The 25,310-nt window shown below is 58.6% G+C and carries 20 protein-coding genes, 1 tRNA gene and 1 pseudogene; 12 read left to right on the top strand and 10 right to left on the bottom strand.

The window, feature by feature from the left end; genetic code table 11:
- Positions 1–73 precede the first annotated feature (73 nt).
- Complete coding sequence (locus tag GDV60_RS18750) at positions 74–1,240, top strand: aspartate aminotransferase family protein (RefSeq protein ID WP_159908416.1); 1,167 nt, start codon at positions 74–76, stop codon at positions 1,238–1,240.
- Here the strand turns inward: GDV60_RS18750 and punR are convergent.
- Positions 1,232–2,149, bottom strand: a complete 918-nt coding sequence (punR, locus tag GDV60_RS18745; protein ID WP_029293973.1) for a DNA-binding transcriptional activator PunR — start codon at positions 2,147–2,149, stop codon at positions 1,232–1,234. The genes GDV60_RS18750 and punR overlap by 9 nt on opposite strands.
- Before the next feature lie 122 nt (positions 2,150–2,271).
- Between punR and punC the strand changes: the two genes are divergently transcribed.
- Positions 2,272–3,456: a purine nucleoside transporter PunC gene (gene punC, locus GDV60_RS18740; protein ID WP_029293975.1), complete on the top strand. Its 1,185-nt coding sequence runs from the start codon at positions 2,272–2,274 to the stop codon at positions 3,454–3,456.
- On the opposite strand, the gene GDV60_RS18735 is transcribed toward punC, so the two are convergent.
- Together GDV60_RS18735 and GDV60_RS18730 are read right to left on the bottom strand one after the other, a co-directional pair.
- Positions 3,453–4,286: a nucleoside-binding protein gene (locus GDV60_RS18735; RefSeq protein ID WP_104910656.1), complete on the bottom strand. Its 834-nt coding sequence runs from the start codon at positions 4,284–4,286 to the stop codon at positions 3,453–3,455. The genes punC and GDV60_RS18735 overlap by 4 nt on opposite strands.
- A 142-nt stretch (positions 4,287–4,428) precedes the next feature.
- Positions 4,429–5,379, bottom strand: coding sequence for a LysR family transcriptional regulator (locus tag GDV60_RS18730; protein WP_159908414.1), 951 nt, complete (start codon positions 5,377–5,379; stop codon positions 4,429–4,431).
- 172 nt (positions 5,380–5,551) lie between these two features.
- Between GDV60_RS18730 and GDV60_RS18725 the strand changes: the two genes are divergently transcribed.
- Entirely contained in the window at positions 5,552–7,063 is a 1,512-nt protein-coding gene (locus GDV60_RS18725; RefSeq protein WP_029293981.1) for a nucleobase:cation symporter-2 family protein, read from the top strand.
- Between the two features lie 126 nt (positions 7,064–7,189).
- Here GDV60_RS18725 and GDV60_RS18720 read toward each other — a convergent pair whose 3' ends face one another.
- From GDV60_RS18720 to GDV60_RS18705, 4 genes are all read right to left on the bottom strand, one after another.
- Positions 7,190–7,918 carry an alpha/beta fold hydrolase gene (locus tag GDV60_RS18720; protein ID WP_159908412.1) on the bottom strand — a complete coding sequence of 243 codons (729 nt, stop codon included), beginning with the start codon at positions 7,916–7,918 and terminating at the stop codon, positions 7,190–7,192.
- A gap of 142 nt (positions 7,919–8,060) precedes the next feature.
- Entirely contained in the window at positions 8,061–9,335 is a 1,275-nt protein-coding gene (locus GDV60_RS18715) for an MFS transporter (RefSeq protein ID WP_133715143.1), read from the bottom strand.
- Between the two features lie 445 nt (positions 9,336–9,780).
- Positions 9,781–10,935, bottom strand: a complete 1,155-nt coding sequence (locus GDV60_RS18710) for an acyl-CoA dehydrogenase family protein (protein ID WP_159908410.1) — start codon at positions 10,933–10,935, stop codon at positions 9,781–9,783.
- 68 nt (positions 10,936–11,003) lie between these two features.
- A complete protein-coding gene (locus GDV60_RS18705; protein WP_092231542.1) occupies positions 11,004–11,861 on the bottom strand; it encodes an IclR family transcriptional regulator in 858 nt (285 codons plus the stop codon).
- Positions 11,862–12,141: 280 nt separating this feature from the next.
- Between GDV60_RS18705 and GDV60_RS18700 the strand changes: the two genes are divergently transcribed.
- Positions 12,142–13,374 (top strand): CaiB/BaiF CoA-transferase family protein, encoded by a 1,233-nt coding sequence (locus GDV60_RS18700; protein WP_133715141.1) that lies wholly within the window; start codon positions 12,142–12,144, stop codon positions 13,372–13,374.
- A 15-nt stretch (positions 13,375–13,389) separates the two neighbouring features.
- Here the strand turns inward: GDV60_RS18700 and GDV60_RS18695 are convergent, their stop codons facing one another.
- Positions 13,390–14,016: a hypothetical protein gene (locus GDV60_RS18695; protein WP_159908408.1), complete on the bottom strand. Its 627-nt coding sequence runs from the start codon at positions 14,014–14,016 to the stop codon at positions 13,390–13,392.
- Positions 14,017–14,190: 174 nt separating this feature from the next.
- Here GDV60_RS18695 and GDV60_RS18690 point away from each other — a divergent pair.
- The 8 genes and pseudogenes from GDV60_RS18690 (at position 14,191) to GDV60_RS18655 (ending at position 23,772) form a co-directional block, all read left to right on the top strand.
- A tRNA-Asn gene (locus GDV60_RS18690) sits at positions 14,191–14,266 on the top strand.
- 162 nt (positions 14,267–14,428) lie between these two features.
- Positions 14,429–15,751, top strand: a complete 1,323-nt coding sequence (locus tag GDV60_RS18685) for an integrase arm-type DNA-binding domain-containing protein (protein WP_159908406.1) — start codon at positions 14,429–14,431, stop codon at positions 15,749–15,751.
- Positions 15,752–16,662: 911 nt separating this feature from the next.
- Positions 16,663–17,640, top strand: a complete 978-nt coding sequence (locus GDV60_RS18675; protein WP_159908404.1) for an integrase domain-containing protein — start codon at positions 16,663–16,665, stop codon at positions 17,638–17,640.
- On the top strand, positions 17,637–17,912 hold the full coding sequence (locus tag GDV60_RS18670; protein ID WP_083235917.1) for a hypothetical protein: 276 nt from the start codon (positions 17,637–17,639) through the stop codon (positions 17,910–17,912). Before GDV60_RS18675 ends, GDV60_RS18670 begins: the two co-directional genes overlap by 4 nt.
- A 196-nt stretch (positions 17,913–18,108) precedes the next feature.
- Positions 18,109–20,481 (top strand): DEAD/DEAH box helicase family protein, encoded by a 2,373-nt coding sequence (locus tag GDV60_RS18665; protein WP_159908402.1) that lies wholly within the window; start codon positions 18,109–18,111, stop codon positions 20,479–20,481.
- Between the two features lie 100 nt (positions 20,482–20,581).
- Positions 20,582–20,977, top strand: coding sequence for a hypothetical protein (locus tag GDV60_RS18660; protein WP_123359945.1), 396 nt, complete (start codon positions 20,582–20,584; stop codon positions 20,975–20,977).
- 466 nt (positions 20,978–21,443) lie between these two features.
- Positions 21,444–21,524, top strand: a pseudogene (locus GDV60_RS26910) (ParA family protein); the annotation flags it as partial.
- 112 nt (positions 21,525–21,636) lie between these two features.
- Positions 21,637–23,772 (top strand): TonB-dependent siderophore receptor, encoded by a 2,136-nt coding sequence (locus GDV60_RS18655; protein WP_159908400.1) that lies wholly within the window; start codon positions 21,637–21,639, stop codon positions 23,770–23,772.
- A gap of 39 nt (positions 23,773–23,811) precedes the next feature.
- Here the strand turns inward: GDV60_RS18655 and GDV60_RS18650 are convergent, their stop codons facing one another.
- Positions 23,812–24,231 carry a RidA family protein gene (locus tag GDV60_RS18650; protein ID WP_159908398.1) on the bottom strand — a complete coding sequence of 140 codons (420 nt, stop codon included), beginning with the start codon at positions 24,229–24,231 and terminating at the stop codon, positions 23,812–23,814.
- Positions 24,232–24,262: 31 nt separating this feature from the next.
- Complete coding sequence (locus GDV60_RS18645) at positions 24,263–25,261, bottom strand: cyclase family protein (protein WP_159908396.1); 999 nt, start codon at positions 25,259–25,261, stop codon at positions 24,263–24,265.
- Positions 25,262–25,310: the final 49 nt, after the last annotated feature.

Genomic DNA, 25,310 nt, shown 5'->3' with positions numbered 1-25,310 from the left:
GCAGATGTGCGCAGTTTATCCAGCTTGAGTGGCTAACGATACTAAGGCCCTGACCCCTATGGAGCCCGATGCCATGACCGCCGCTTGCCTGATGACCACCTATCAACCCCTGGCCCTGAGTTTTACCCGTGGTTTGGGCACGCGCCTGTGGGACCAGCAGGGCCGTGAGTACCTGGACGCCGTGGCCGGAGTCGCTGTGACCAATGTCGGTCACTCCCACCCGCGGCTGGTGACGGCAATCAGCGAGCAAGCCGGGTTGCTGTTGCATACCTCCAATTTGTACGGCATCGACTGGCAGCAGCGCCTGGCCCAACGGTTAGCCCAGTTGTCTGGCCTGGATCAGGCGTTCTTCAACAATTCCGGCGCCGAAGCCAATGAAACCGCGTTGAAACTGGCGCGCCTGCATGGCTGGAAAAAAGGCATCGAGCAGCCGCTGGTGGTGGTCATGGAGAACGCCTTCCACGGCCGCACCCTGGGCACCATGGCCGCCAGCGATGGGCCGTCGGTGCGCCTGGGGTTCCAGCGTTTGCCGGGGGATTTCATCAAGGTGGGCTTTGGTGATTTGCTGGCATTGGAGGCGGTGACCCGTGAGTTCGGCCCCAGGATAGTTGCCGTATTGCTGGAGCCGATCCAGGGCGAAGGTGGTGTGCAACTGGCTGCGCCGGGTTATTTGAAAGCCTTGCGCGCCCACTGCAACCAGCATGGTTGGCTATTGATGCTCGATGAGATCCAGACCGGCATCGGGCGTACCGGCACCTGGTTTGCTTTCCAGCAGGAGGGAATCGTCCCGGACGTCATGACCCTGGCCAAGGGCCTGGGCAACGGTATCCCGATCGGTGCCTGCCTGGCGCGCGCCGCGGTGGCCAAGCTCTTCACCCCCGGCAGCCATGGCAGCACCTTTGGCGGTAACCCGCTGGCGTGTCGCGTGGGCTGTACGGTGCTGGATATCATCGAGGAACAAGGCCTGCTGGAGAACGCCGCGCATCAAGGCGAGCGGTTGCTGGCGCGGCTCCGGGTGGAATTGAGCGAGCACCCGCAAGTGCTGGCGATCCGTGGGCGCGGCTTGATGATCGGCATTGAACTGGCCACGCCGCAGCGCGACCTGGCCGAGCGGGCCGCACGGGAGCAGGGGTTGCTGCTCAATGTCACACGGGGCAAGGTCATTCGCCTGCTGCCGCCCCTGACCCTGGATAGCAAGGAGGTGGAGATGATTGTGCGGGCCATCGCTCGATTACTGTAAATCTGGCCCGTTCAGCCACTCCTGGTTCATCGTCTGGCTGTCCCCCAGGTACTCCAGCAGCCAGGTCATGGCCGGGGACAATTTGTTCTGCGCCCAGGCCACGCAGGACGGGCTGGCCGGAAAGGGCCGTGACAGTTGCAGCGCCGCCAACTCGCCACTGTCGATCAACGGTTGCACCAGATGCGCCGGAACCATGCCGACGCAGAGCCCATCCTGTAGGCAATCCATGGCCGATGCCCAGTTGGGGACCACCAGGCGCCGTTGGTTGTCCAGGGTCCAGGTGTCGCGCTTGGGCAGGTTGCGTGAGGTGTCGGTCATGCACAGCGACGCAAAGGGCCGCAGTTGATCGTCACTGAGCAAACCCTCGACCTGCGCCAGCGGATGCCGGGCGCTGACCACGCATAACCAGTTCAACAGCCCCATGTCACGAAAGGTGAAGTGGCTGGCCACCGGCACCGCGCTGGTGGCGCCGATCACGATATCGGTGCGTTCGTCTGCCAGGGCGTCCCACACCCCGTTGTACACCTCGTACTCCAGCAGCAGTTCCACGTCGGGGAACTGGCGATAGAAGTCCAGGACCAACTGCCGGCAGCGCTGTTGTTTGACGATGGAGTCCACCGCCACTTTCAACTGGCCGCTCCAGCCATTGGCCACCTGCTGGCACAGGCGGCGGGTGCCGAGCATGGTTTTCATCACGCCACGGGCTTCGTCGATGAACAGGCGGCCGGCAGGTGTCAGTTCCACATCACGGTGGCGGCGGACAAACAACGGCACCGCCAGCCATTCCTCGATTTGCCGTACGGTGTAGCTGATGGCCGAGGGTACGCGGTGCAGTTCCTGGGCGGCGGCGCTGAAGCTGCCATGGCGGGCTACCGCATCCACCACATCCAGGGAGTATTCGGACCACATGGGCGTTGCCTTCAAAAATATTGATAAGAGTGTTCAATTATTATCGCTTCACAGCGCAACTGTCAGCTTCATAATAGGCGCCAGTCAGCAAATTGTTTGATGGCAGTACCTACAAGGCTTCAATGAAAAATTCTTTTGGTTTCACCTGGTACCTGGCGGGGCTGAGCATGCTCGGCTACCTGGCCATGGATATGTACTTGCCCGCGTTCGGCGCCATGGGCGAGCACCTGCAGATTTCGCCCGGTGCGGTGGGCGCCAGTCTGAGCATTTTCCTCGCCGGTTTTGCCGTGGGGCAACTGCTCTGGGGGCCACTGTCTGATCGCCTGGGGCGCAAGCCAATCCTGCTGGCCGGCCTGAGCCTGTTTGTGCTCGGCTGCCTGGGGATGTTCTGGGTCGAGACCGCGCCGCAACTGCTGGCCTTGCGCTTTGTGCAGTCGATTGGAGTGTGCAGTGCTGCCGTCAGTTGGCAGGCGCTGGTGATTGACCGTTACCCGGCCGACAAGGCGCATCGGGTCTTCGCCAGCATCATGCCGCTGATGTCCCTGTCTCCGGCGCTGGCGCCGCTGTTGGGCGCGGTGGTGTTGAATCACTGGGGCTGGCAGGCGATCTTCGCCGTGTTGCTGGGCGTCTCGCTGTTATTGCTGGTACCCACGCTGTTACTCAAACCTATGCCCAAGCGCCTGGCCGCCGATGGCGAAAAAGCCCGGCTGGGCTACGGGCAACTGTTCAAGTCGCGGGTGTTCACCGGCAATGTGATGATCTTTGCCGCGTGCTCCGCCAGTTTCTTCGCCTGGCTGACCGCATCGCCATTTATTCTCGGTGGCATGGGCTACAGCCCCAATGACATCGGCCTGAGCTATGTCCTGCCGACCCTGGCGTTTCTGGTGGGTGGCTACAGTTGCCGCAGTGCCTTGCAACGATTCCAGGGCAAAGTCCTGTTGCCCTGGTTGCTGGTGGCGTACTGCATCAGCATGGTGGCGCTGTATCTGGTGGCGACCCTGACGGTGCCGACACTGACCACCTTGCTGATTCCGTTCTGCCTGATGGCCCTGGTCAACGGCGCCAGCTACCCGATTGTGGTGGCGAATGCGCTGATGCCTTTTTCGGAAAACTCCGGCAAGGCTGCCGCGCTGCAAAACACTCTGCAATTGGGTTTGTGCTTCGTCGCCAGCCTGCTGGTGTCGTCGCTGATCGAAGAGCCCTTGCAGATCACCGCAATCGTGATGCTGGCGACCGCGCCGCTGGCGGTGTTGGGTTACTGGCTGGCGCGGCCCAAGTCGGATGAGTCGCAGTTGGCGGCCGCTTAAAACGTCACTTCCATGTTCACGGTTGGCGTCGAGGTGCGGCTGCCTCGGCCGCCATCCACACCGAACTTGTTATGCCAGTATTCGTAGCCCACCCCCAGGTACAGGTTGGGCTTGACGCTTTTACCCGGTCGTACCGCAACCATCAGCGCGGTGCGCACCAGGGTCTCGGCGGCGGTGTCGCGACTGTTGTAGTCGTGGCCCTTGTCACCGACATGGTTGATGAACCCCTGGAACTTCGCGCCATGGTTGCCGATTTCGAACGGGCGCATCCACGTCAGGTTGAGCATGTAGGTGTCGTCGAAGGTGTGGTTCGGATCCTTCGCGCCAGGGATACCGGAATGGTTGTTTTCCTTGTAGTACATCAGGCTCAGGTCCAGCACCCCGACGGTATTGAACTTCAGGGTCGGCCCGAGCACCAGGGCGCGTTTTTTGGCCGAGGCCAGGTTGTTGTTGCGGTTGGCATCGAAGCCCAGGGTCAGCGCGTAATCCTTGATCAGCCCGGTGCCCAGTGGCCTGTCGAATACCCGTGATGCATACAGTTGGTGCCGATAGACCGCATACACTTCGCTGCCACCGTGGTCGGTGCCTTTGCGCGGGTCGCGGCTGTCGGACAGGAATACGTCGAGATGGAGAAAGTTGCTGCCGTACTGATAGCCACTGGCGTGGGTGAAGCTGTAGATGCGTTTGCTGAATTCGTTGGGGTTGTTCGGATTGGTGAACTGTTGCCCATAGCGAAATCCTACGCTGTTGTTCATCCATTCCACCGCGACAGCCTCCCCGCCGCCGAGGAGTGTGAGTAAAACGGTTGCGCCGTGCAGTGCCTTTTTCATTGTTTTAGTTCCTTTGGCGTTTGGCTCATGGCAGCCGTGCCGGGCCGCCGGGCGCAGTATCGGCACAATCGCCGTGATGCTCAAAGAACAGAATATCGACTGGCCTGCTGCCGAATCGGCAGCGCGCAAGTTGGCCCGAAGGTCAGGAAATACGGGGGGTACAGGCGGATTCTTCGCATTCGCGCAAAGCGATTTCCTCGCTGATCAGGTGGGCCATCGACTCGACCGCCGTAGGCAAATCCCGGCCCTTGCGCGCATACAGGCCCAGGTCGCTGAACATCCCGCCTTGATCGCTCAAGGGGATATGCAGCAGTTCACCCCTGGCCAAGTCGGCCTCGATCCCGATCCGTGTCTGGAATGCCACCCCTAGCTGCTGGCGCGCCAACTGCCGTGCCAGTTCCATGGAATTGCTTTGCAGCAGCGGTTTGTACGCGGCCGGCGAACGCTTGTGCAGTGGGGCGATCAAGTGATGGATCGACAGTTCACTGTTGGCCTGGATCACCCCGTGTTCAGCGCACAGGGTGTAGCTGACGCTGGCATGGGCGGCCAGTGGATGTCCCGGTGCCACCAACGCACCAAGGCGGAAATGGCCGACACACAGTTGCGTGGTTTCCGCACTGCGCGGCAGGGCAAAAGCCAACCCCAGGTCTGCCTGGCCGTTGATCACCGCTGCTGGAATCGATTGTGAACCCTGCACGGTCACACCGATGGTCACCGCCGGATAGCGCTGGCGCATGCGCCTGAGCACGGCGGGCAGCAACTCTACCGTCGCGCCTTCCACCGTGGCGATCTCCACATGCCCGGTCTGTACCTGGTTCAGGCCTTCCAGTTCGCCGCGTACCCGCTCCACATCCTGCAGCACCAGGGTCACATGGCGGGTCAGGATTTCCCCGGCAGCGGTCAGGCGCAGCCCGCCGGGCAGGCGCTCGAACAGGGTCGCGCCCACTTCGTCTTCGAGTTTGAGAATCTGCCGGTTCACCGCCGACGAGGCGACGTTCAATCGGCGTGCGGCTTCACGGATCGAATGGCAGCGGCGGACCATATCGAAGTAGCCAATGGCCGCAGAGTGGATGCGCAGCGTGCGGTTGAGCATTTTTTTCTGATCCTTGTGGGCACGGCTTCAAGCCTTGGGGCAGGGCGGCTGAATGGATTTTTGTAACGTCGATGCCAGGCATCTTGTGGAAATGATTGTATACAACTCTATGGACATCCAATCTTTCTATTGCATACAGTGAGCGCACAACAAAAACAGAGATCCCCTCACCATGACTATCCCGAAGGCGTCACCGCAACGGCCAGAAGATGAGAATCTTGGCGTCGCTGCCAACATGGCTTACGGCCTGCAGCATGTACTGACCATGTACGGCGGTATCGTGGCCGTGCCGTTGATCGTCGGTCAGGCGGCCGGGTTGTCCCCGGCCGATATTGGCCTGTTGATCGCCGCGTCACTGTTTGCCGGTGGCCTGGCCACGTTGCTGCAAACCCTGGGCCTACCGTTTTTTGGCTGCCAGCTGCCCTTGGTGCAAGGGGTGTCGTTTGCCGGTGTGGCAACCATGGTGGCGATTGTCGGCAGCGACGGTGCGGGCGGTGTGCCGGCGATCCTTGGCGCGGTGATGGCCGCGTCGCTGATCGGGTTGCTGATCACCCCGATCTTTTCGCGAATTACCAAGTTCTTCCCGCCCCTGGTCACCGGGATCGTGATTACCACCATTGGCCTTACGCTGATGCCGGTCGCCGCCCGTTGGGCCATGGGCGGTAACAGCCGCGCCGCCGATTTTGGCAGCATGCCGAACATTGGCCTGGCGGCCATCACCCTGGTGCTGGTGCTGTTGTTGAGCAAGGTGGGCAGCGCCACTATCTCGCGCCTGTCGATCCTGCTGGCGATGGTGTTTGGTACGTTGATCGCGGTATTTCTGGGCATGGCGGACTTCTCCACCGTGACCCAAGGCCCGATGATCGGCTTCCCCACGCCGTTCCACTTCGGCATGCCGACTTTCCATGTGGCCGCGATCCTTTCCATGTGCATCGTGGTCATGGTGACATTGGTGGAAACCTCGGCGGATATCCTCGCGGTGGGCGAGATCATCGACACCAAGGTTGACTCCAAGCGCCTGGGCAACGGCCTGCGTGCAGACATGTTGTCGAGCATGTTCGCGCCGATCTTCGGTTCGTTCACCCAAAGCGCCTTCGCCCAGAACGTCGGCCTGGTGGCGGTGACCGGGGTCAAGAGCCGTTACGTGGTGGCCACGGGTGGCCTGTTCTTGGTGATCCTTGGCCTGTTGCCCTTTATGGGCAGGGTGATTGCAGCAGTACCAACCTCGGTACTGGGCGGCGCCGGCATCGTGTTGTTCGGCACCGTGGCGGCCAGCGGGATCCGCACACTGTCCAAGGTCGATTACCGCAACAACATGAACCTGATCATTGTCGCCACCTCCATCGGCTTTGGCATGATCCCCATTGCCGCGCCGAGCTTCTACGATCAGTTCCCCAGCTGGTTCGCCACCATCTTCCACTCGGGGATCAGTTCCTCGGCGATCATGGCGATCCTGCTGAACCTGGCGTTCAACCACTTCACCGCCGGTAACTCAGACCAGCAGTCGGTGTTCGTCGCCGGCACCGAGCGCAGCCTGTGCTTCCAGGATGTGGCGGCACTGCGGGATGGGGATTACTTCAGCAAAGGCAAATTGTTTGATGCCGAGGGTAAGGAGATACCGGTGGTAGCGGACTCGCAGCACAAAGCGACGGCGCCGGGCAGGGCTGAAACCAGCGAGGTTTAGCCCGAATACCACGCACTAAATGTGGGAGCGGGCTTGCTCGCGAAAGCAGTGGGTCAGTCGGTACATCCGGCGACTGAAAAACTGCTTTCGCGAGCAAGCCCGCTCCCACATTTGATGTGTGTGGTTTCAAAATCGCGGGCGACAGGCTTCATCCAAAAACTTCACCACGGTGCCCATGCAGGCCTGGCGTTCTTCGACATGGGGCATATGGTTGGAGTCTTCGAACAGCGCCCGGCGCGCACCCTTGATCTCCAGCGGTGTGGCTTGGTCGTGCCGCCCGTAAATCATCAGGGTCGGTACTTGGATCTGCGTTAACCGGCCAATGCTGATCGGCCCGTGCAAGGCGTTGTACACCGTAGGATCGGCCGCCATCTGGGCGTAGGTGCGTGCCACTTCTGCGGGCCACGGGTTGATTCGGCACAGGGGCTGATCATCGAAGCCGGCAGCCAGGTTGGCGGCGATAAACGCGCGCAGGCCCTTGGGTTGGCGAGTCGCGTGTTCACTGCCGAGCCTGGCGCCCCAGGCATGCCCGAGGATCGCGTAATGCCCGCTGATGTGCAGGTGGTCGAGCAGGTTGTCCAGTTCGTCGAGAAACAGCTCAACCGTCCAGAACTCGCCGGGCTGGTGGGGCAGGTGGGTGGAGTGGCCATTGCCCAGCTGATCGTAGTGAATCACCGCATGGCCACTGGCAGCCACGTCCTTGAAGGCGTCCAGATAGTCATGGGTACCGCCGGGGCCACCGTGGAGGATGACCAATGGGGTCTTGCCGCTGTCGAGGTTCCCGGTCACGCGATACCAGGTCTGATAGCCGCGAAAGGCTGCGTAGCCCTGGCGGGTCTGTTCGATGAATTCCATTTCCGGCCCTGCCATCAACAATTGGTCAGGTACACGATAGTTTGAACAAAGCGTTTAAGTAACTGGCAAAACGGCTAGGTTTTTCAGCGGGACCTGCACTAGCGCCCTTTGTAGGAGCCGGCTTGCCGGCTCCTACAGGGGGTTATTGCTTTTGCGGATCAAACTGCTTGTCACGGATGAACAGCGCCGGGATCACCCCGCAGATAAAGTACGCCGCGCCCATCACCAAAAAGCCCACGCCAATCGAGCCATGGGACGCCAGGAAGCCAATGGCCGCCGGTGCTACTGCCGCGCCAATGCGGCCGATGTTGTAGGCCCCGCCCACCGCCGAGCCGCGCAATTTTGCTTCGAAGCTCTCGGTCATGTAGGTCGCATTCACGCCGTAGGGAATGCCATACAAAAAGCCGAAGGTAATCAGCAGCCAGAGGATGTTGTCCGGGCTCTGATACAGCACGATCACCGGCAGGAACACCGCCGTGCCCAAGGCGCCGAAGGCAAACACCACGCGCCGACCCAAGCGATCAGCCGCGAGGCCGGCGAGGATCTTGCCGAAAATCATCGCCGCGTAGGTACCGACCATGTAGCTGGTCATCGACTTGAAGTTCATCCCCAGTTCGCCTTCCAGGTAGGACGGCATCCAGTTGTTGACCCCGTAGTAGCCGAACTGCAGGAAGCCTGCGGTCAGCGCCCAGAGCAGGAACATGCGGCTGGCCTTGGGGTCGCTGAAGATCAGCTTGAACATGCCATCGGGCTTTTTCGCCGAGACGTGCTGGATGCCTTCGGCTTTTTCCCGCGCGCGGGCGGCCTGGGCGTTGAGCCAGGCCTGGGGTTCCGGCACCAGGCGCTGCATCAGCACGGCGAGGATCACCGGGATGATCGCCACGTAGAACAGCCAGCGCCAGCCGTGGTCCGGCAGGATCCAGCCGGCCAACAAGGTGGCGACGATATAGCCCACCGACCAGCCGGCCTGCAGGGTGCCGAGCACGGTGGTGCGGTAGCGGGTCGGTACGTATTCGGCCATCAGGGTGTTGCAGGCGACATACAGCGCGCCCAGCCCGAGGGAGGCGAAGAAGCGGGTGGCTGCAAACTGCCAGTAGCTGTGGGTCAGACCGAGAATCGCAGTGCCTACCGAGAACAGCATGATGCTCCACACCACGGTCTTGACCCGACCAAAGCGGTCGCAGGCCCAGCCTCCATAAATCCCGCCGACCGCCATCCCGGCCAGGGTGAAACTGCCCAGGCTGCCGGCCTCGACACTGGTCAGGCCGAACTCGGCCTTCAGGCTGCTGAGGCTGTAGGACAGGAGCATCAAGTCTGCGCCATCGATCAGAAGACCGAGGAAGCAGAAGATGAAGACAATGATCCACAGGTTGTTTTTTGCGGGCGACAACGCACCCGCCGATGTGGCGACTTCCATAGCGATACCTTGTTGTAGTTGTAGGGCACAGGTTATGGGTGTTGCAGGTTGGAACGCTGTTGCATGAACAATGAAGATCTACTGTGGGAGCGGGCTTGCCCGCGATAGCGGCGTGTCAGTCAACTTTAATATCGAATGATGCACCGTCATCGCGGCATAGGTATCTACACAACTTTCAGAAACTGACGAACTCTCCTGTGGCGAGCGGGCTTGCCCCGCGCTGGGCTGCGAAGCAGCCCCAAAAAGCCCCCCGCGTTTCTTCAGATAAATCTCGATGGCCGGGTTTAGGGCTGCTTCGCAGCCCAGCGCGGGCAAGCCCGCTCGCCACAACGGCGCTATCTGCCTGGATTTAGGCGTTGCGGCAAAGTTGTGTAGATACCTATGGTCATCGCGAGCAAGCCCGCTCCCACACAAGCCCGGTTCCCCCCAAAGGGTTGTGTGGGGTTTAGCGCTGGGCCTCGCGAATCATGTTGCGTGCGATCACCAACTGCTGGATCTGCGTGGTGCCTTCATACAACCGGAACAGGCGCACATCACGGTAGAACCGCTCGATCGCGTATTCGCTCACATAACCCGCGCCGCCGTGGATCTGCACGCAACGGTCAGCCACCCGGCCGCACATTTCCGTGGCGAACATCTTCGCGCAGGAGGCTTGGGTGCCGATATTCAGGCCCTCGTCACGCTTGCGCGCCGCGTCCAGCACCATGCAGTGGGCCGCATAGATCTCGGCCTTGCTGTCGGCGAGCATGGCTTGGATCAACTGGAATTCGGCAATCGGCTGGCCGAATTGCTTGCGGTCGATGGCGTAGCGCAGGGTATCGTCGAGCATGCGTTCGGCGGCGCCCACGCTGACGGCGGCGATGTGCAGGCGGCCCTTGTCGAGTACTTTCATCGCCGTCTTGAAACCCACGCCTTCGACGCCGCCGATCAGTTGCTCGGCGGGCACCCGCACATTGTCGAATATCACGTCGCTGGTATGGGCGCCTTGCTGGCCCATCTTATGGTCGCGCTTGCCCAGGGACACGCCCGGTGTATTGCGCTCGATGATAAAGGCGCTGATGCCACCGGAGCCCTTGATGTGCGGGTTGGTACGGGCCATCACTGTGAAAATCCCGGCGTGGGGCGCATTGGTGATAAAGCGCTTGGTGCCATTGATCACGTAATGCTCGCCATCGCGCACGGCGGTGGTTTTCAGCGAGGCGGCATCGGAGCCGGAATCCGGTTCGGTCAGGCAGAACGAACTGAGCAGCTCGCCGCTGGCAAGCTTGGGCAAGTAGTGTTGTTTCTGCGCCTCGGTACCGTCCAGCAGGATGCCGAGGGAGCCGATGCCGTTGTTGGTGCCGAAGTAGGAGCGGAATGCTGGCGAGGTGCGGCCCAGCTCGAAGGCGATATGCACTTCTTCTTCCATGGTCACGCCCAGGCCACCGTAGGCTTCGGGCAGGGTCAGGCCGAACAGGCCCATGTCCTGGAATTGCTGGACGATGTCCGCCGGGATTTCATCCGTCTCGGCGACTTCGTTTTCCCGTGGGATCAGCGCTTCGTTGACGAACTGGCGAATGGAGTCCAGCAGGATATGAAGCGTTTGCGAATCTCGGATCATGTACATTCCTAGGCGGCCCGTTCGGCGGGCCGTTTGTATTGGATCTGCCGGGCCGCACACCGATCTGTCTAGCGGGCGGCGGCCTCGATGTTATTGACCATGTGCTTGAGACGCGGCCCGATGTCGTCTTCGAGTTTTTCCCGGGAAAGGTGAAAACTCGGCCCGCCACAGTTGAACGTCAACAGCCCATGTTGTGTGTGCAGCATGGGCACGGCGATGGCGTTGACATCGCGGTGCCACTCACCGATCGACATGCAATAGCCGAAGTCGGTGTAATCCCTGAATGCGCGCTCCAGCCCTTTGCGAATCGTCGGCCAATCCTCCAGATGGCGCTGGCGGATATGTTCGAGCATGAACTCCCGCTCACTCTCCGGCATCGCCGCCAGGCAGGCGCGGCCCGCCGAACTCAGGTGCAGCGGCAGGCGTGTGCCGATCTGGCGGCGCATGGTCATGTTCGCTTCGCCCTGGACCACGTCCAGGTACACCATGTCCAGGCGATCGCGGGAGGCCATCGCGACGGCAGCCTGGGCGTACTTGGCCATGGTCTCCATCAGCGGGTGGGCGGCGGCCCGCACCGACAGGTTGGATAGCATCGCGTAACCAAATGCCATCACTCCCACATTCAACTGGTACCGGCCAGACTGCGGCAGGTGCTTGAGGTAGCCCAGGCGGGTCAGGGTGTGGGTCATGCGCGTCACCGTCGGTTTCGGCAGGCCGGTCTTGCGCGCCAGTTCCTGGTTGCCCAATACGCTTTCGCTGGGGGTAAAACAGCGCAGCAGTTCCAGGCCTCGGGCCAGCGCGGTGATGAACTGCCGATCCTTGTCTTCCTCCTCTTCGTTGCTCATCGGATCCAGCCTCACGTGTTCAAAACCATGGGGGCCTGCAGGTGTCTGGGATGGACTTGGGTCCGGGTTGCGACGGTGCATGGTAATCATCCTTTTTTTGCAAAATCAACAAAACAAAATATGATTTCGCTGTGCGGAATTGTAGGTTGTGTTGATTTTTATCGCTGATCTTTAATTAATCTATTTAAAACAATGACTTATATTTTGATTTGATGGGTGATCGTGCTTTTGCATTTACATCAGCCATATCGGCACATACTATTTTGTGTAATTACGAAATACTATTTCGCACAGCAAAACAATAGCCGGCTGCGCCAGACAATCCGGCAGTCGGCGACACAGACCTTCAGGAATAACAACAATGGGTGCATTAACAGGTTTGCGCGTACTGGATTTGAGCCGGGTCTTGGCCGGCCCATGGTGTGGTCAGGTGTTGGCTGACCTGGGCGCGGAAGTGATCAAGATCGAGCGCCCGCACAGTGGCGATGACACACGCGGCTGGGGGCCGCCGTGGATGCAGACTGCCGCTGGCGAGTCATCCGGGCAGGCTTCGTATTACCAGTCCACCAACCGCGGCAAGTTGTCGGTGGCCATCGATCTGGCCAGCGCCGAGGGCCAGGAACTGGTGCGGGCGCTGGCGGCCAGTTCCGATGTGCTGATCGAGAACTACAAGGCCGGCTCCTTGGCCCGATATGGCCTGGACTACGCGACCCTGGCCGCGCTCAACCCGCGCCTGGTGTATTGCTCCATCACCGGCTTCGGCCAGACCGGCCCGCGTGCGGAAGAGCCTGGCTACGACTTCATCATCCAAGGCATTGGCGGCCTGATGAGCATCACCGGCGAGCGCGATGACTTGCCGGGGGGCGGCCCGCAGAAAGTCGGTGTGGCCTTTTCCGACCTGATGACCGGGCTGTATTCCACCGTGGCGATCCAGGCCGCGCTGCTCAGCCGTGAACGCACGGGCGTCGGCCAGCATATCGATATGGCCCTGCTGGACGTGCAAGTCGCGACCCTGGCCAACCAGAGCATGAACTACCTGGCCTCCGGCAAAGTGCCTCAGCGCTTTGGCAACGCCCACGCCAATATCGTGCCGTACCAGGTGTTCCGTGCGGCAGACCGCGACTTCATCATCGCCTGCGGCAACGACAGCCAATTTATCGCCTTGTGCCAGAGCATCGGCTTGCCACATCTGCCGGATGATCCGCGCTTTCGGCGCAATGCCGATCGTGTTGCCCATCGGGGCGAAATCGTCGAGTTGCTGTCGGCGCATTTCCTCGGCCGCACGGCAGACGAGTGGGTCAGCTGCATCCACGCCTCGAAAGTGCCGGTGGGCGCGATCAACAACATCGCGCAATCGCTGGAAGAACCGCAGGTAATCGCCCGCGAACTGATGGTGAAGATTCCCCACCCGCAAAACCCGGATTTCGCCATGGTCGGCAGCCCGATCAAGATGTCCGGCACCCCGGTGGAGTACGTACGGCCAGCGCCGATGTTGGGCCAGCATACGGATGAGGTGTTGGCTGGGCGGTTGGGGTTGTCCAGTGAGCAGTTGGGGCAGTTGAAGCGTAGTGGGGTGATTGAGCAGTTGCCGTAACGAGGGGCCTCTGGGTCAGCGCTGCAATATTTTGCCCAACGCGCCCATGTCCATGGCCTCATTCATGCTCAACGGGCCGGAAAAGGTGAAGGGTTCCTTGTAGAGCGATTCATAGTGCATCTCTACAAATACGTCATTCCTTTGCAGGAAAAAGCTCATTTGCAGCAGGCACAAGGGGCCGAACTGTGTGCTTTTAGTCGGCTCCAGAATCGCGATGTCATTTCCCGGCCTGACCGCTGCGCCTTCGGTGGGCCAACCTTTGGCGAAGCACTCGGGATTCAATCGCGCCTTCTCCAGCACGGCGGGCCAGCGACTGTCCCCAAGCCCGTTGAACTGCTCGTCGCCGACGCGAACAGTGAACGAGGTGATGATGCCCGGCCCGATCCCTTCGTTGGACAAATACAGCCCGCTTTTTTCCGCCGTCAAATGCGGTGTAATCCCCAGGTAGGGCCTTACGGAGAGGCGGTTGTGCTCGCGCATCAAGTCCAGTTGCCAGAAGGAAATCGACGCGGCGGCAATGGAAATCACCACCGCTGCCAGTGACAGGAGCGTACCGGAGTAAAACCTGGGCTTTTTCGGTGTCGGTGTGGCGGCGGCGGCGCTGCGGGGCTTGAAAAAAGGGTGGTGATGCATTTTTTTCACGGAGCGACTTCCTGTCGGTTTGGTTTGCCACTTTTCTTGGGTTCATGCTGTAGAACGTTTCGGCTTGCTGTAGACAGCCGAGCGATGATAGCGCACCCAAACAGCGCCTTGTACACACGTAAAAGCGCATTAAATGGTTGACTTATCCTTTTCAATCAGTAAGATACGCCGCATTCCGCGATAGCTCAGTTGGTAGAGCAAATGACTGTTAATCATTGGGTCCCTGGTTCGAGTCCAGGTCGTGGAGCCAGACAAGGTTCCAGAGAAGGCTTTCAAAATCTCTGAACCCCCCGAAAAACCCGCCTTCTGGCGGGTTTTTTCGTTTTGGCGTTCTGTCGGATTCCGGTGGATACCAGCCATTTTAAGGGTAGAGTTTGGGATAAAGGTCAGTTCGATAAAAGGGAGTACCCTTATGTCGCGCACTACTGCTCCACTCTCCGACGCCGCTTGCCGTTCGGCCAAGCCCACAGACCGCGCCTACAAGCTTTACGACGGCGACGGCCTTTACCTTCTAGTCCAACCCAATGGCCGCAAAGGCTGGCGTCTCAGATACGTCAAACCTGATGGCCGGGAAGGACTGACCTCATTCGGCAACTACCCCATCGTTGGCCTCGCGGATGCGCGCCGCAAGCGCTTGGAGGTCAAGCGAATGCTGGCGGATGGCATTGACCCTATAGAGACCAAGCACCAAGCCAAGACGGACGCTCTGATCAAAGGCCGCACCTTTGAAAGCGTTGCCCTCGGCTGGCACACGGAAATGTCAGCCAAGTGGGCACCGGACTATTCCAAGACAGTGATGAGTCGCCTCAAAACTCACCTCTTCCCGCTGATCGGCGCCCGCGCCATTGTCGACCTTGATACCCACGACCTTATGCGGCCCCTGGACGCGATTAAGAAGCGCGGAACGATAGACATTGCTTTAAGGGTACAAAACTACCTGCAGAGCATCATGCGCGAGGCAAAGCGCCTCCGGCTTATCACCGTAAACCCTGCTTACGACCTCGTAGGCTCGATCAAAGCCTCGCGGGTCGTCCACCGCCCCGCCTTATCCTTATCGCGCTTGCCTGAATTGCAGGAACGGATCGACACCTATAAAGGCCGCGCACTTACCCGGCTGACGGTCTTGCTGTCGCTGCACGTGTTTGTACGCTCCAGCGAGCTGCGCTTCGCCCGCTGGAGCGAGTTCGACCTCAAACGTGGTGTCTGGGAAATACCCGACACGCGACCAGCGTTGGAAGGAGTACCCTTTTCCACAAGGGGTACGAAGATGGCAGGCGATATCCATCTTGTACCCTTATCGCCGCAAGCGATCGCCCTGCTCGAGCAGATCCACGCAATCACAGGCAAATTTGACTTGGTGTTCGCAGGCGATACCAAGTCTTGGAAACCCATGTCCGAAAACACGGTGAACAGCGCGCTTAGGAAGATGGGGTACGACACCAAATCCGAGATCTGTGGGCATGGGTTTCGTTCGATGGCCTGCAGCGCACTGATCGAGTCAAGTTTGTGGACGGACACAGCCATCGAGCGGCAGATGAGCCACAAGGAACGCAACAACGTCCGCGCCGCCTACATCCACAAGGCCGAGTTCATCGAGGAGCGCAGGCTGATCATGAACTGGTGGAGTCGCTACCTTGAGGCTAATCAGCAGAAGCATGTCAGCCCACGCGAATTCGCCAATCAGACGGGTGCGAATGTCACTCGCCTAAAAGCAAAACGTGGCGCAACTGAGTAAGCGCTCGGTCCTCATATCTCAGTGATCCGTTTGTCCACGCGGGTCCATCCAAACAGGGCTGCAAAGCCGCCCTGTTTGGATGGACCTCACTTAAAAAATCTAAAGCCCACGCAATTGTCTGTGGAAAACCACTGATTTCCATTAGTGGATAATTTCATCCACAGCCGCAGAACTCCCGAAAATTCGAGCCTTGACCCTAATTCTCCACAGGCGTAGAAAAGGTCGGGCAAAGCGCTGTCGTTGACAGCAACCCAGGTAGCCCGAACCTTTAAGGCTACGCCACACCGTGGTGGTTCTCCCAAAGTGCGATTAGCGTCCGGCGGCTCGCACGGTCACAGCGATGTGATGGATGCCTACTTTTACTAGTGTGCCCACTGCGGCAACTCATACCCCTTCATATCTGCCCTGCAGCAACTTATCCGCGTGGCCATTTCATTGCGCCAACCTGCGCCCGTCTCTTTCTCCCGGAAAGAGACGGGCGCACCTACCACTGCTGCAGCCCACCTCGTACCAGGCTTTGCGGCATTCTCCCTCGTGACAATCGGCGTGACAAACACCGAAGTCACCAGCAACAGCGATGCCGATGATGGTGCCGCAGCCCACGGAATGGACTGCACCTGACTGACAGTCAGGCATGCCCCGGTCATCGCTTCACTGCCTTCACCTGACTCAGGATCTCGCGGCGCTGGTCTCGTCAGCCAGTGCAGCCTCCACCCGCCCACTTCTTCGGAAGTGCTCAGGAGGCCAGATCATGAGATGCCCAAGCTCCCGGTCGTAAAGAGCCGTCAGTCCCGCGTTAGTGGACAACCCTCACAGGTCGCAGGGGCCTTGATCCCTGATAACACTCAACATTCTTGGCGGGATGACGTGGGGGAAGGTTTTAAGAGTTTGGCTTCGAGAGGAATGTGATCATGGCGTTGGTCGGTAGACGGGATGGGCGCAATTTTGGCTATGGTCGGCAGCTGAGCTATGCCGGGCCGCAAGCGCTAAAAGATCTGTTTGGCGGCGGGCATTACGGCACGGTGAAGGCGCACGGTGATCGCTGGCAGGCGTTTGTGCGCTGGTGTCGGTCGGAGGATGGCCCGGGGTTTAACGATGCTCGGCAGATTGATCGGCAGACCTTGCTGGATTACGCGGCGCATCTGCGTCACCTGGTTGAGCGCAGCGATCTCGCCATCGCTACCGCACAAAATCGGCTGTCCAGCGTGAATCGGACCATGGCTGCGCTTCGCGGTGATCAATATGTGAAAGTGCCAAGTCCGAGCAAGGCTTTGGGAACACAGCGCATCACCGTGCGCACGACAGCTCCACAAGGCCAAGATCACGAACACGTGATGCGCATCGTCGAAGCGCTCCGCGAACAGCATCCGCGTGCCGCCGCCATCGCTCAATTGGCACGTGCCACTGGCATGCGTCTGCGAGAAGCGATTCTGGCCGACCTACCGCGACTCAAGCGTGAAGCCGAACACTACGACAAGATCAACATCCAGGACGGCACCAAAGGTGGCCGCGGCGGCGCAACCGCGCCTCGTTGGATCACGGTGGATGACCATATTCGCGAAGCGCTCATGTACGCCGAACAGGTCTCTCCCGACGGTAGCCGCAACCTCCTGGCACCGAACGAGAGCTACCTTGATTTCCAACGGGAAATCGTCCGCCCCGCCCGAGATATCCTCCATACGCACAACCTCAAAGGCTTCCACGAACTGCGCGCGGCTTATGCGTGCGAACGCTATGAGCAGATCACCCATCACCTAGCGCCCATCAACGGTGGCAGGTGCAGGCGCCTCGATCCACGCCTTGATCGAGAGGCCCGCTTACAAATCAGCTATGAGCTGGGACACGGTCGAATCGACGTGGTATCGGCGTACATCGGTGGTCGGGTATGAATAAACCATTCGATATGGAGATCTTCTTGGCTGGGGCACTGACTGGCGCACATGCCACACGCGAACGTCACATCCGCCAGGCCAAGACTATTCAAGCAGCCATTTCTGAACGCTGGAGCCGAGATAATCCATGGACATGGCAAAGAAAGCATCTCGTTTGGTTTTTGAACCATCACATGAGCTCAAACTCGAAATCGACGCGCTACTACTACCTGCTGACCACAAGCCTGATCACTCTGCGCCTAGGAAAATCCTGGAATTTTCCACGTTAGCCGAATGCCAGCAACTGCGCGCTCTGTATCCCTCACCGGCAGATTGAGCCAGCCAACGACTTGACGGGGATTAGGGCGGACCTCTTGAGCCCCTGAACCTAACCTCTGTTGTTTGATAACCTCTATGTATTACTGATGGACTGAGGGTTGTAGCTCGAGGCTACAGGCTTCACCTGAGACGTAGAGGCTGAAGGCGGTGATAAACAGTAGTCTGGTGGCGAAGCTAAGGGCTGAGAATGCAAGATTGGTTGCCTTGCTGGATGCTCATGGCATCGAATGGCGCCCGCCTGCTGAGCCAGTCAAGATAGCGATTGTCCAAGCAGAACAATCACAGCAACTCGATACTGATGGAAAGCTTGCCCTATTCCGAAGCTTGTTTCGTGGTAGGACGGACGTTTATCCCATCCGCTGGGAAAGCAAGGCAGGCAAATCAGGATACGCACCCGCTTGCGCAAACGAATGGAGGCCTGGCGTTTGTGAGAAGCCCCGAATTAAATGTGGCGACTGCGGTAACCGCCAGCTGCTTCCGCTGACCGATGAGGTGGTCTATCGCCATCTGGCGGGCGAAGTGGTCGTTGGTATCTACCCCCTACTCTCTGATGACACTTGTTATTTTTTGGCGGTCGACTTCGATGAGGCCGAATGGCGTGATGATTCCAAAGCTTTTGTGCAGTCATGCCATGAGCTGAACGTCCCGGTGGCGCTGGAAATATCGCGCTCAGGCCAAGGGGCTCATGGCTGGATTTTCTTTGAGCGTAATGTTCCTGCCTGCGATGCGCGCCGCCTCGGTGCCGCAATCATCAGTCATGCCTGTGAGCGCACCCGCCAGTTGGCGCTCAGCTCCTATGATCGACTGTTTCCAAACCAGGACTATATGCCCAAAGGCGGCTTTGGAAATCTCATCGCGCTCCCTTTGCAAAAGCGGGCCAGGGCCCAAAACAATAGCGTTTTTGTAGACGACTCGCTTGAGCCTCATCCTGATCAATGGGCCTTCCTGGCATCGATTCAGCGCATGAGTCCAGAAGATATCCAGCCCGTTATTATCCAGGCGATGGGTAATCGGGACCCTCTAGGGGTCGCCTATGTCGATGACGAAGGTGATGCAGAACCTTGGAAAGATCGTGAATCGAGATCACGTAAATTGACATGCCCGTTGCCTGCTGCTGTCAACATCACGCTGGCTAACTTAATTTACTTTGAAAAGTCGGAATTGCCACAGCCATTGGCAAACCAGCTTGTCCGGCTCGCTGCCTTTCAAAATCCTGAGTTCTACAAAGCTCAGGCCATGCGCATGTCAGTGTGGAACAAGCCAAGGATTATCGGCTGTGCCCAGAACTTCCCCAAACATGTTGCGTTACCACGTGGCTGTTTGGATGCTGCGCTGGAGCTTTTAGGGGAAAACGGGGTTACCGCTATTCTTAAAGACGAACGCTTCGCGGGCGACCCCATCGACGTGAGTTTTCTCGGGACCCTGCGTTCTGACCAAGAGGCTGCTGTCAGCGCAATGCTAAGTCATGACACCGGTATCCTCTGCGCACCGACTGCTTTCGGTAAAACAGTGAGTGCTGCTGCGTTGATTGCCGCACGTGGCATTAACACGTTGGTGCTTGTGCATCGGACGGAACTGTTAAGGCAGTGGCAAGAGCGCTTGCAGGTGTTCTTGGGAGTCGGGAATGGTGTCGTTGGAACTCTTGGAGGCGGAAAAGCGAAGCTTACCGGCATCATCGACATTGCCGTAATGCAGTCGTTATCGCGAAAAGGCGAGATCAGCGATCAGGTAAAAAACTACGGCCAGATCATCGTTGATGAGTGTCATCACCTATCAGCAGTGTCATTCGAGGCACTACTGAGGAGCGCGACCGCGCGGTACGTGCTGGGACTCACGGCAACCCCAGTGCGCCGAGATGGGCAGCAGCCTATTATTTTCATGCAGTGCGGACCGATCCGACATTCTGCTGCTCGGCCAGCGAATGCGCCTCATGACCTATCTGTCGTGCCTCGATTGCTGTCCAAACCAATAGTGGTCCCCGACGGCTTTGGGATTCAGGACGTTTTTCGGCATCTAGCCGACGACTCTGAGCGGACAGCCAAAATCGTCTCGGAGATTGAGCTGGCGTACAGCGAGGGTAGAAAAATTCTAGTGCTAACGGAGCGGACGGAACATGTGGATGCCCTTGAATTAGAATTGAAGCAGCGTGTGCATAACCTTTTCACGCTTCATGGGCGAGTGCCTAAGAAACAGCGCCTTTCCCGTATGCATGAGCTTGAGTCCCTTCCCCCTGATGCTCCACGGGTGCTGTTGGCAACAGGAAAACTAGTAGGTGAAGGCTTCGATCACCCGCCGTTGGACACGCTGGTGCTGGCAATGCCCATCTCATGGAAGGGAATCCTTCAGCAATATGCGGGGCGGTTGCATCGATCGCATGCCGATAAGGCCGACGTGCGAGTGATTGACTTCGTTGACGAGGGTAATGTCGCGCTGCTGAGGATGTGGGATAAGCGCCAGGCGGGTTACAAAGCGATGGGCTACCGTATGGCTGATTCCATGGCCACCATGGACCTACTCTAACTCTAACGTGGTTGACAGTTGATCATCCTATTAAGTGAGACGTGGTTCGTAGGCCTGTTCCCGCCGTGCCGCTCGAAGAATTGCTAACTTGGAGGTAGCTATGTCCTCAATTGAGTTTTATGTGCCTGGTGATTATGACAGCCCTTTAACAGCCAGCGGTCGAGGTCGCACTATCGCAGCGTTTCATCTTGCGCAGGGTGACGTTGAGTTTTTGACCAAAGTTACTGAAATGCGTCGCGACGTACTTAATCGTCTCATGAGCCCTTCTGCCGTGAGCTATTGGATCGCTCAGAAATGGCTGGAGAAAGCCCGTGATGTCGGGAGGATTCAGCTTCTTCGACTCACCGCTAAGGGTTTGGTCACATGTAAAAACAGTGTCAATGGCGGAGGAAATGTACCTACAACCGCAGCGCTGGTAGCTCGGTGGAGGGCCAATATGAAACGAGGCGGCGTATCCTCGTTCACGCTAGTTTCGTTTGATCCGATCTCTGACTGAGTAGCCGCTGAGCTTTGGCCAGGTGGCTTTGTTTGTTTGTCGAGGCACATACACGCATTCAGACCAGACTGACGACACAGCGTACTTATACAGAAGTCACATCGACCGGTTGAATCCACAGCCAAAGCAGTCACTCGGATGTGTTTTCCTCATCCATCACAGTATGGCCTGCGTACGCCACCTTCAGAAGCTTGCTGCCGCCGTGCTCATGGGGTATCGAAAGAACTCCAATAAAAATACGGGCTTGATTAGGATAATCGTAGGGATATGAATACTAAAAATCAGCATAATTTCATTGTAAAACAAATACTTATTTTTTTATTCGAGTCCAGGTCGTGGAGCCAGACATTGAAAAAAGCCTGCAGAAATGCAGGCTTTTTTCGTTCAGGGCGGTTTTCCTGAGCGCCATCTTATAGCCCGACTTTTATGAAGCTGTCTCTAATCCTTCGATTCAGAGGCAAGCAGTATGAAAATCGCAGCAATCGTTTCAACCAAGGGCGGACCGGGTAAAACCACGGTGGGCGCCAATCTAGGCGCGTTCTGCGCCTAAAAAAACGCAAATGAGAATGAGTGGCAAATGGGAAGTACTGGTATATCATGCCTCGCGATTTCCAGGCAGGTTCACCTTCCCGTCCGCTCATCCATCAGGTCAAACATCCATGCGTCGTACCCTGCTTTCTCTCTGCGTGCTTCAGGCGTTTTCCCCTTTTGCTTGGGCGCAGGTTGCCGGCACCGAAAATGCCAGCCTTGAACTGCAAGCCATCAATGTCACGGGCGAATCAGACACTGAGACGGCCCAAGGGCCGGTCAGGGGGTATCGCGCCACACGTTCGGCCAGCGCGACGCGCACTGACACAGCAATTCATGAGACGCCGCAGTCCATCAGCGTAGTGCCCAAAGACGTGGTTGAGGATATTGGTGCCACTCGCTTGCAGGAGGCCCTGGACTATGCCGGCGGTGTTGGCCGCGCGAACAACTTCGGCGGCCAAGGGCTTACCAACTTCACTGTTCGAGGCTTTACAACCGCCGAGTTCTACCGCAACGGTTTTCCGATTAACCGGGGCTACCCAAACATGCCGGATGCCAACAGCATTGAGCGGCTTGAAGTGCTTCGCGGACCAGCGACGATGCTCTACGGACGTGGCGATCCCGGCGGTACCTTCAACATAGTTTCCAAGCAGCCTTTGCCTGAGCGGACGGTCATATTGGGTAGCCAACTGGATGATCAGTGGATGAAGCGTGGCACCCTTGATGCTTCCGGCCCACTGGATGAGCAAGGGCGCCTGGCCTATCGTCTCAACGTGGTAGGAGAGGGCGGCGACACCTTCCGCGACCATGTATCAACCGAGCGCTATGGGGTAACGCCTGTACTGAGCTGGCAGGTCAGTGACGACACCAAGGTGACTTTCGAAGGCGACTTCATGCGTAACAATCATCCACTTGATCGAGGCCTGACTCGCTTTGCCAACCAACGCGGTACGGCATCCCGCGACACCTTCTGGGGTGAAAAATACGCCGGTAATCTGCACAACGATAACAACATGGCTCAGTTGCGGTTCGAGCATATGCTCAACGACAACTGGAGCCTGGGCGGTGGTTTCCAGTGGCTGGACGGTACGATGAAGGGTAATGCTGTTGAGGCCAACGGTGCTGCCAGCATGAATGCCGATGGGCGAACACTCCAGCGCAACTTCAACTACCGCAAGTTGGACTGGACCGACAAAGACTATCAACTGAACCTGACCGGGCACTTTTCCACGGGAGGCTTTGATCACACGTTGTTGACTGGCGTCGAGTACGAAGACTATGACTACAAGTCCATCATCCAACGCTCCAGCGCAACGGAGGGGGTTTTTCCAATTGATATCTTCAACCCGGTGTATGGCCAGCCACGTCCGGCGCTGACTCGTACGCCTACCCACGACAAAGAAAACCTCAAGACTTACGCGGCCTTCGTCCAGGATCAAGTGGCGCTGACCGAGCGTTTAAAGGTGCTCGCCGGTGCGCGCTTTGAGCGTTTCGAGCACGAGTACGAATCCTACGTGCCCGGCGTGAAACCCTGGAACGCCGCCGACAACGCCGTCACTCCGCGAGTCGGTGTGATGTATGACCTCACTGACACTGTCGCGATCTACGCGGATGCCGCGCGCTCTTTCAAGCCCAACACGGGTGCCAGTCGTCAAGGCGGCGGGTTCGATCCGGAGAAGGGCAAGTCTTACGAGGTGGGCGTGAAGTGGGAAGCGCTTGACCGGCAGTTGAGCGTTGACGCGGCGATATATCAGATCGAGAAGAAAAATGTTCAGGGGGTTGACCCCGTTGACTCGGCCTTCAGTGTCGCCACGGGGCAGGTACGCAGCCGCGGCTTCGATCTGAATGTGGCCGGCAACCTGACGCCCGAGTGGCGGATAATCGGCGGCTATGGCTATGTGGATGCCGCTGTGACCAAGGACACTTCAGTGCGCACCGGAACGCGTCTGGCGAATATTCCGCGCAACAGCTTCAGCCTGCTCAACATGTATGAGTTTCAGGATGGCGCGTTCAAAGGATTGGGCCTCGGCGCAGGTGGAAAATACGTAGCCGAGCGTGCCGGGCAGACCGCCAATAACACGTTCTCGATGGAGGCCTACACCGTCGTCGACGTGCTCAGCTATTACAAGGTCAACGAAAAGCTCAGGCTCAACCTCGACGTGAAGAACCTGTTCAATCGCGAGTACGAAGAAGGCTCGTTCCTGAACTTCTACGCTTACCCCGGTGAGCCGCGTACGGTGCAAGTGGGCATTTCTTATACCCTGTAGCCTGATCAGAGTACGGCTCGCTGTGTCTTGCTCGAAATATCAGTCGGGCAGCACAACCACTGCCTCGATTTCGAACAACATGCCATCCAGCGCCAGACGCGGCACAGGTATCAAGGTACAGGCCGGTGTCGGCGAGGCGCTCCAAAGTTGCTGCAATTGCGCGCCGAAAATCTCAAGGCGCGCCTGGCTGTGATCGACGATTAATACCGTGAGTTTGGCCACATGGCTGACCTCGGCGCCGACTGAACGCAAGGCCACCTGCAAGTTGGCCAAGGCTTGGCGAACCTGATCGGTGAAGTCGGCCGAGAGCTCGCCGTCGGCAGTCTCACCGCCTTGGCCGGCGATAAAGATTAGCCGGGCACCGGCAGCCACCGCGGCAACATGGGAGTAGCCATTGGCGCTGGGGTCATATAAACCTGGCGGGTTGGACAAGGTCAGCGTTCGGGAAGGTATTGACATAGTGATCTCCTGAAAAAGTAGTGCCGCATCCTCAGTGGACGGGCAAGGCTATCGGACGCATCGGCGCCGCATCCGCTCCGCGCAGCTTCAAAGACGCTCCCACAAAGGCGAATTGATAAACTTGATCCTTGGACAAACCTTCCAAGTCCACCAACTCAATGATCGGCGCGCCCTGCATGGCCAACAGATAGGTGTGCAGCGGCAGATAATTACCCTCGACCTCGGAAGGGAAGGTCTCAAAACTCAGATTGTCGGCACCGACCACCATGGCGCCGCTGACCTCCACCAGAAACTTTGCCGCATCCAGGCTCAGGCCCGGCGGGTTGGCCATGTAGATCTGGGCGTGCTCATAGTCACGCATGCGCCCGGTGCGAATCAGCACCACATCGCCCTGTTCCAGCGCCACTCGCTGCTTGGCCAGCGCTTGCTGTAGATCACTGCGGGTGATGCGGTAGTTATCAGCCAGTTGATCCAGGCCCTTGGCTGCGGCGACATCGATCATGACTCCGCGGGCGATGATCGGTGGCAGCTTTTCTGCTCCCGTGACATTCCAGCCTCGGTCGCCCAAGTGCTGGTCGGCACGAAAGCCGTTCCAGATCTTGCCATCGAGGCCAAAGTGATTGAGGGCGTCGATATGAGTACCCATATGGGCATACATCGACACCGCCGAGCCGCTGTAGCTGACGTGCTTGTTCATAGGATCGCCGACCTGCATCGGGTCGGCGATGACATTGCCGTGTGGGGTGTGGGTCATCCACATCTGGTAAGGCGGATCACCCGCCGCTTGCCAACTGGGCATGCCGACAAAGTACTCCACTGCTAGATCGTAGGCCTGGGCCCCATTTACCCGAGCCATGATCGCCGCCTGCGACTGCGGGGTCATCAGATTCAGGCGCCCGATCTCATCCTTCTCGCCCCAGGGGCTGATACCCACTTCGGGCTTGACCGGCGCGCCAGCGCTGCACAGTGAGCTGAGCACCGACAAGACGGCCAGCCCGCTAAGGTTTTTGATCCACGAACTCAACAACATGCCATGACTCCTGTAAGGGGAACGGCCATGTTATGGGTTGTAAATTCAT

Origin of the sequence: Pseudomonas sp. DTU12.1 (assembly GCF_009873475.1) — a bacterium.
In the GTDB taxonomy this organism is placed as follows: domain Bacteria; phylum Pseudomonadota; class Gammaproteobacteria; order Pseudomonadales; family Pseudomonadaceae; genus Aquipseudomonas; species Aquipseudomonas proteolytica.
The sequence above is the reverse complement of the archived record's forward strand: the minus strand, read 5'-3'. Positions and strand labels throughout refer to the sequence as shown.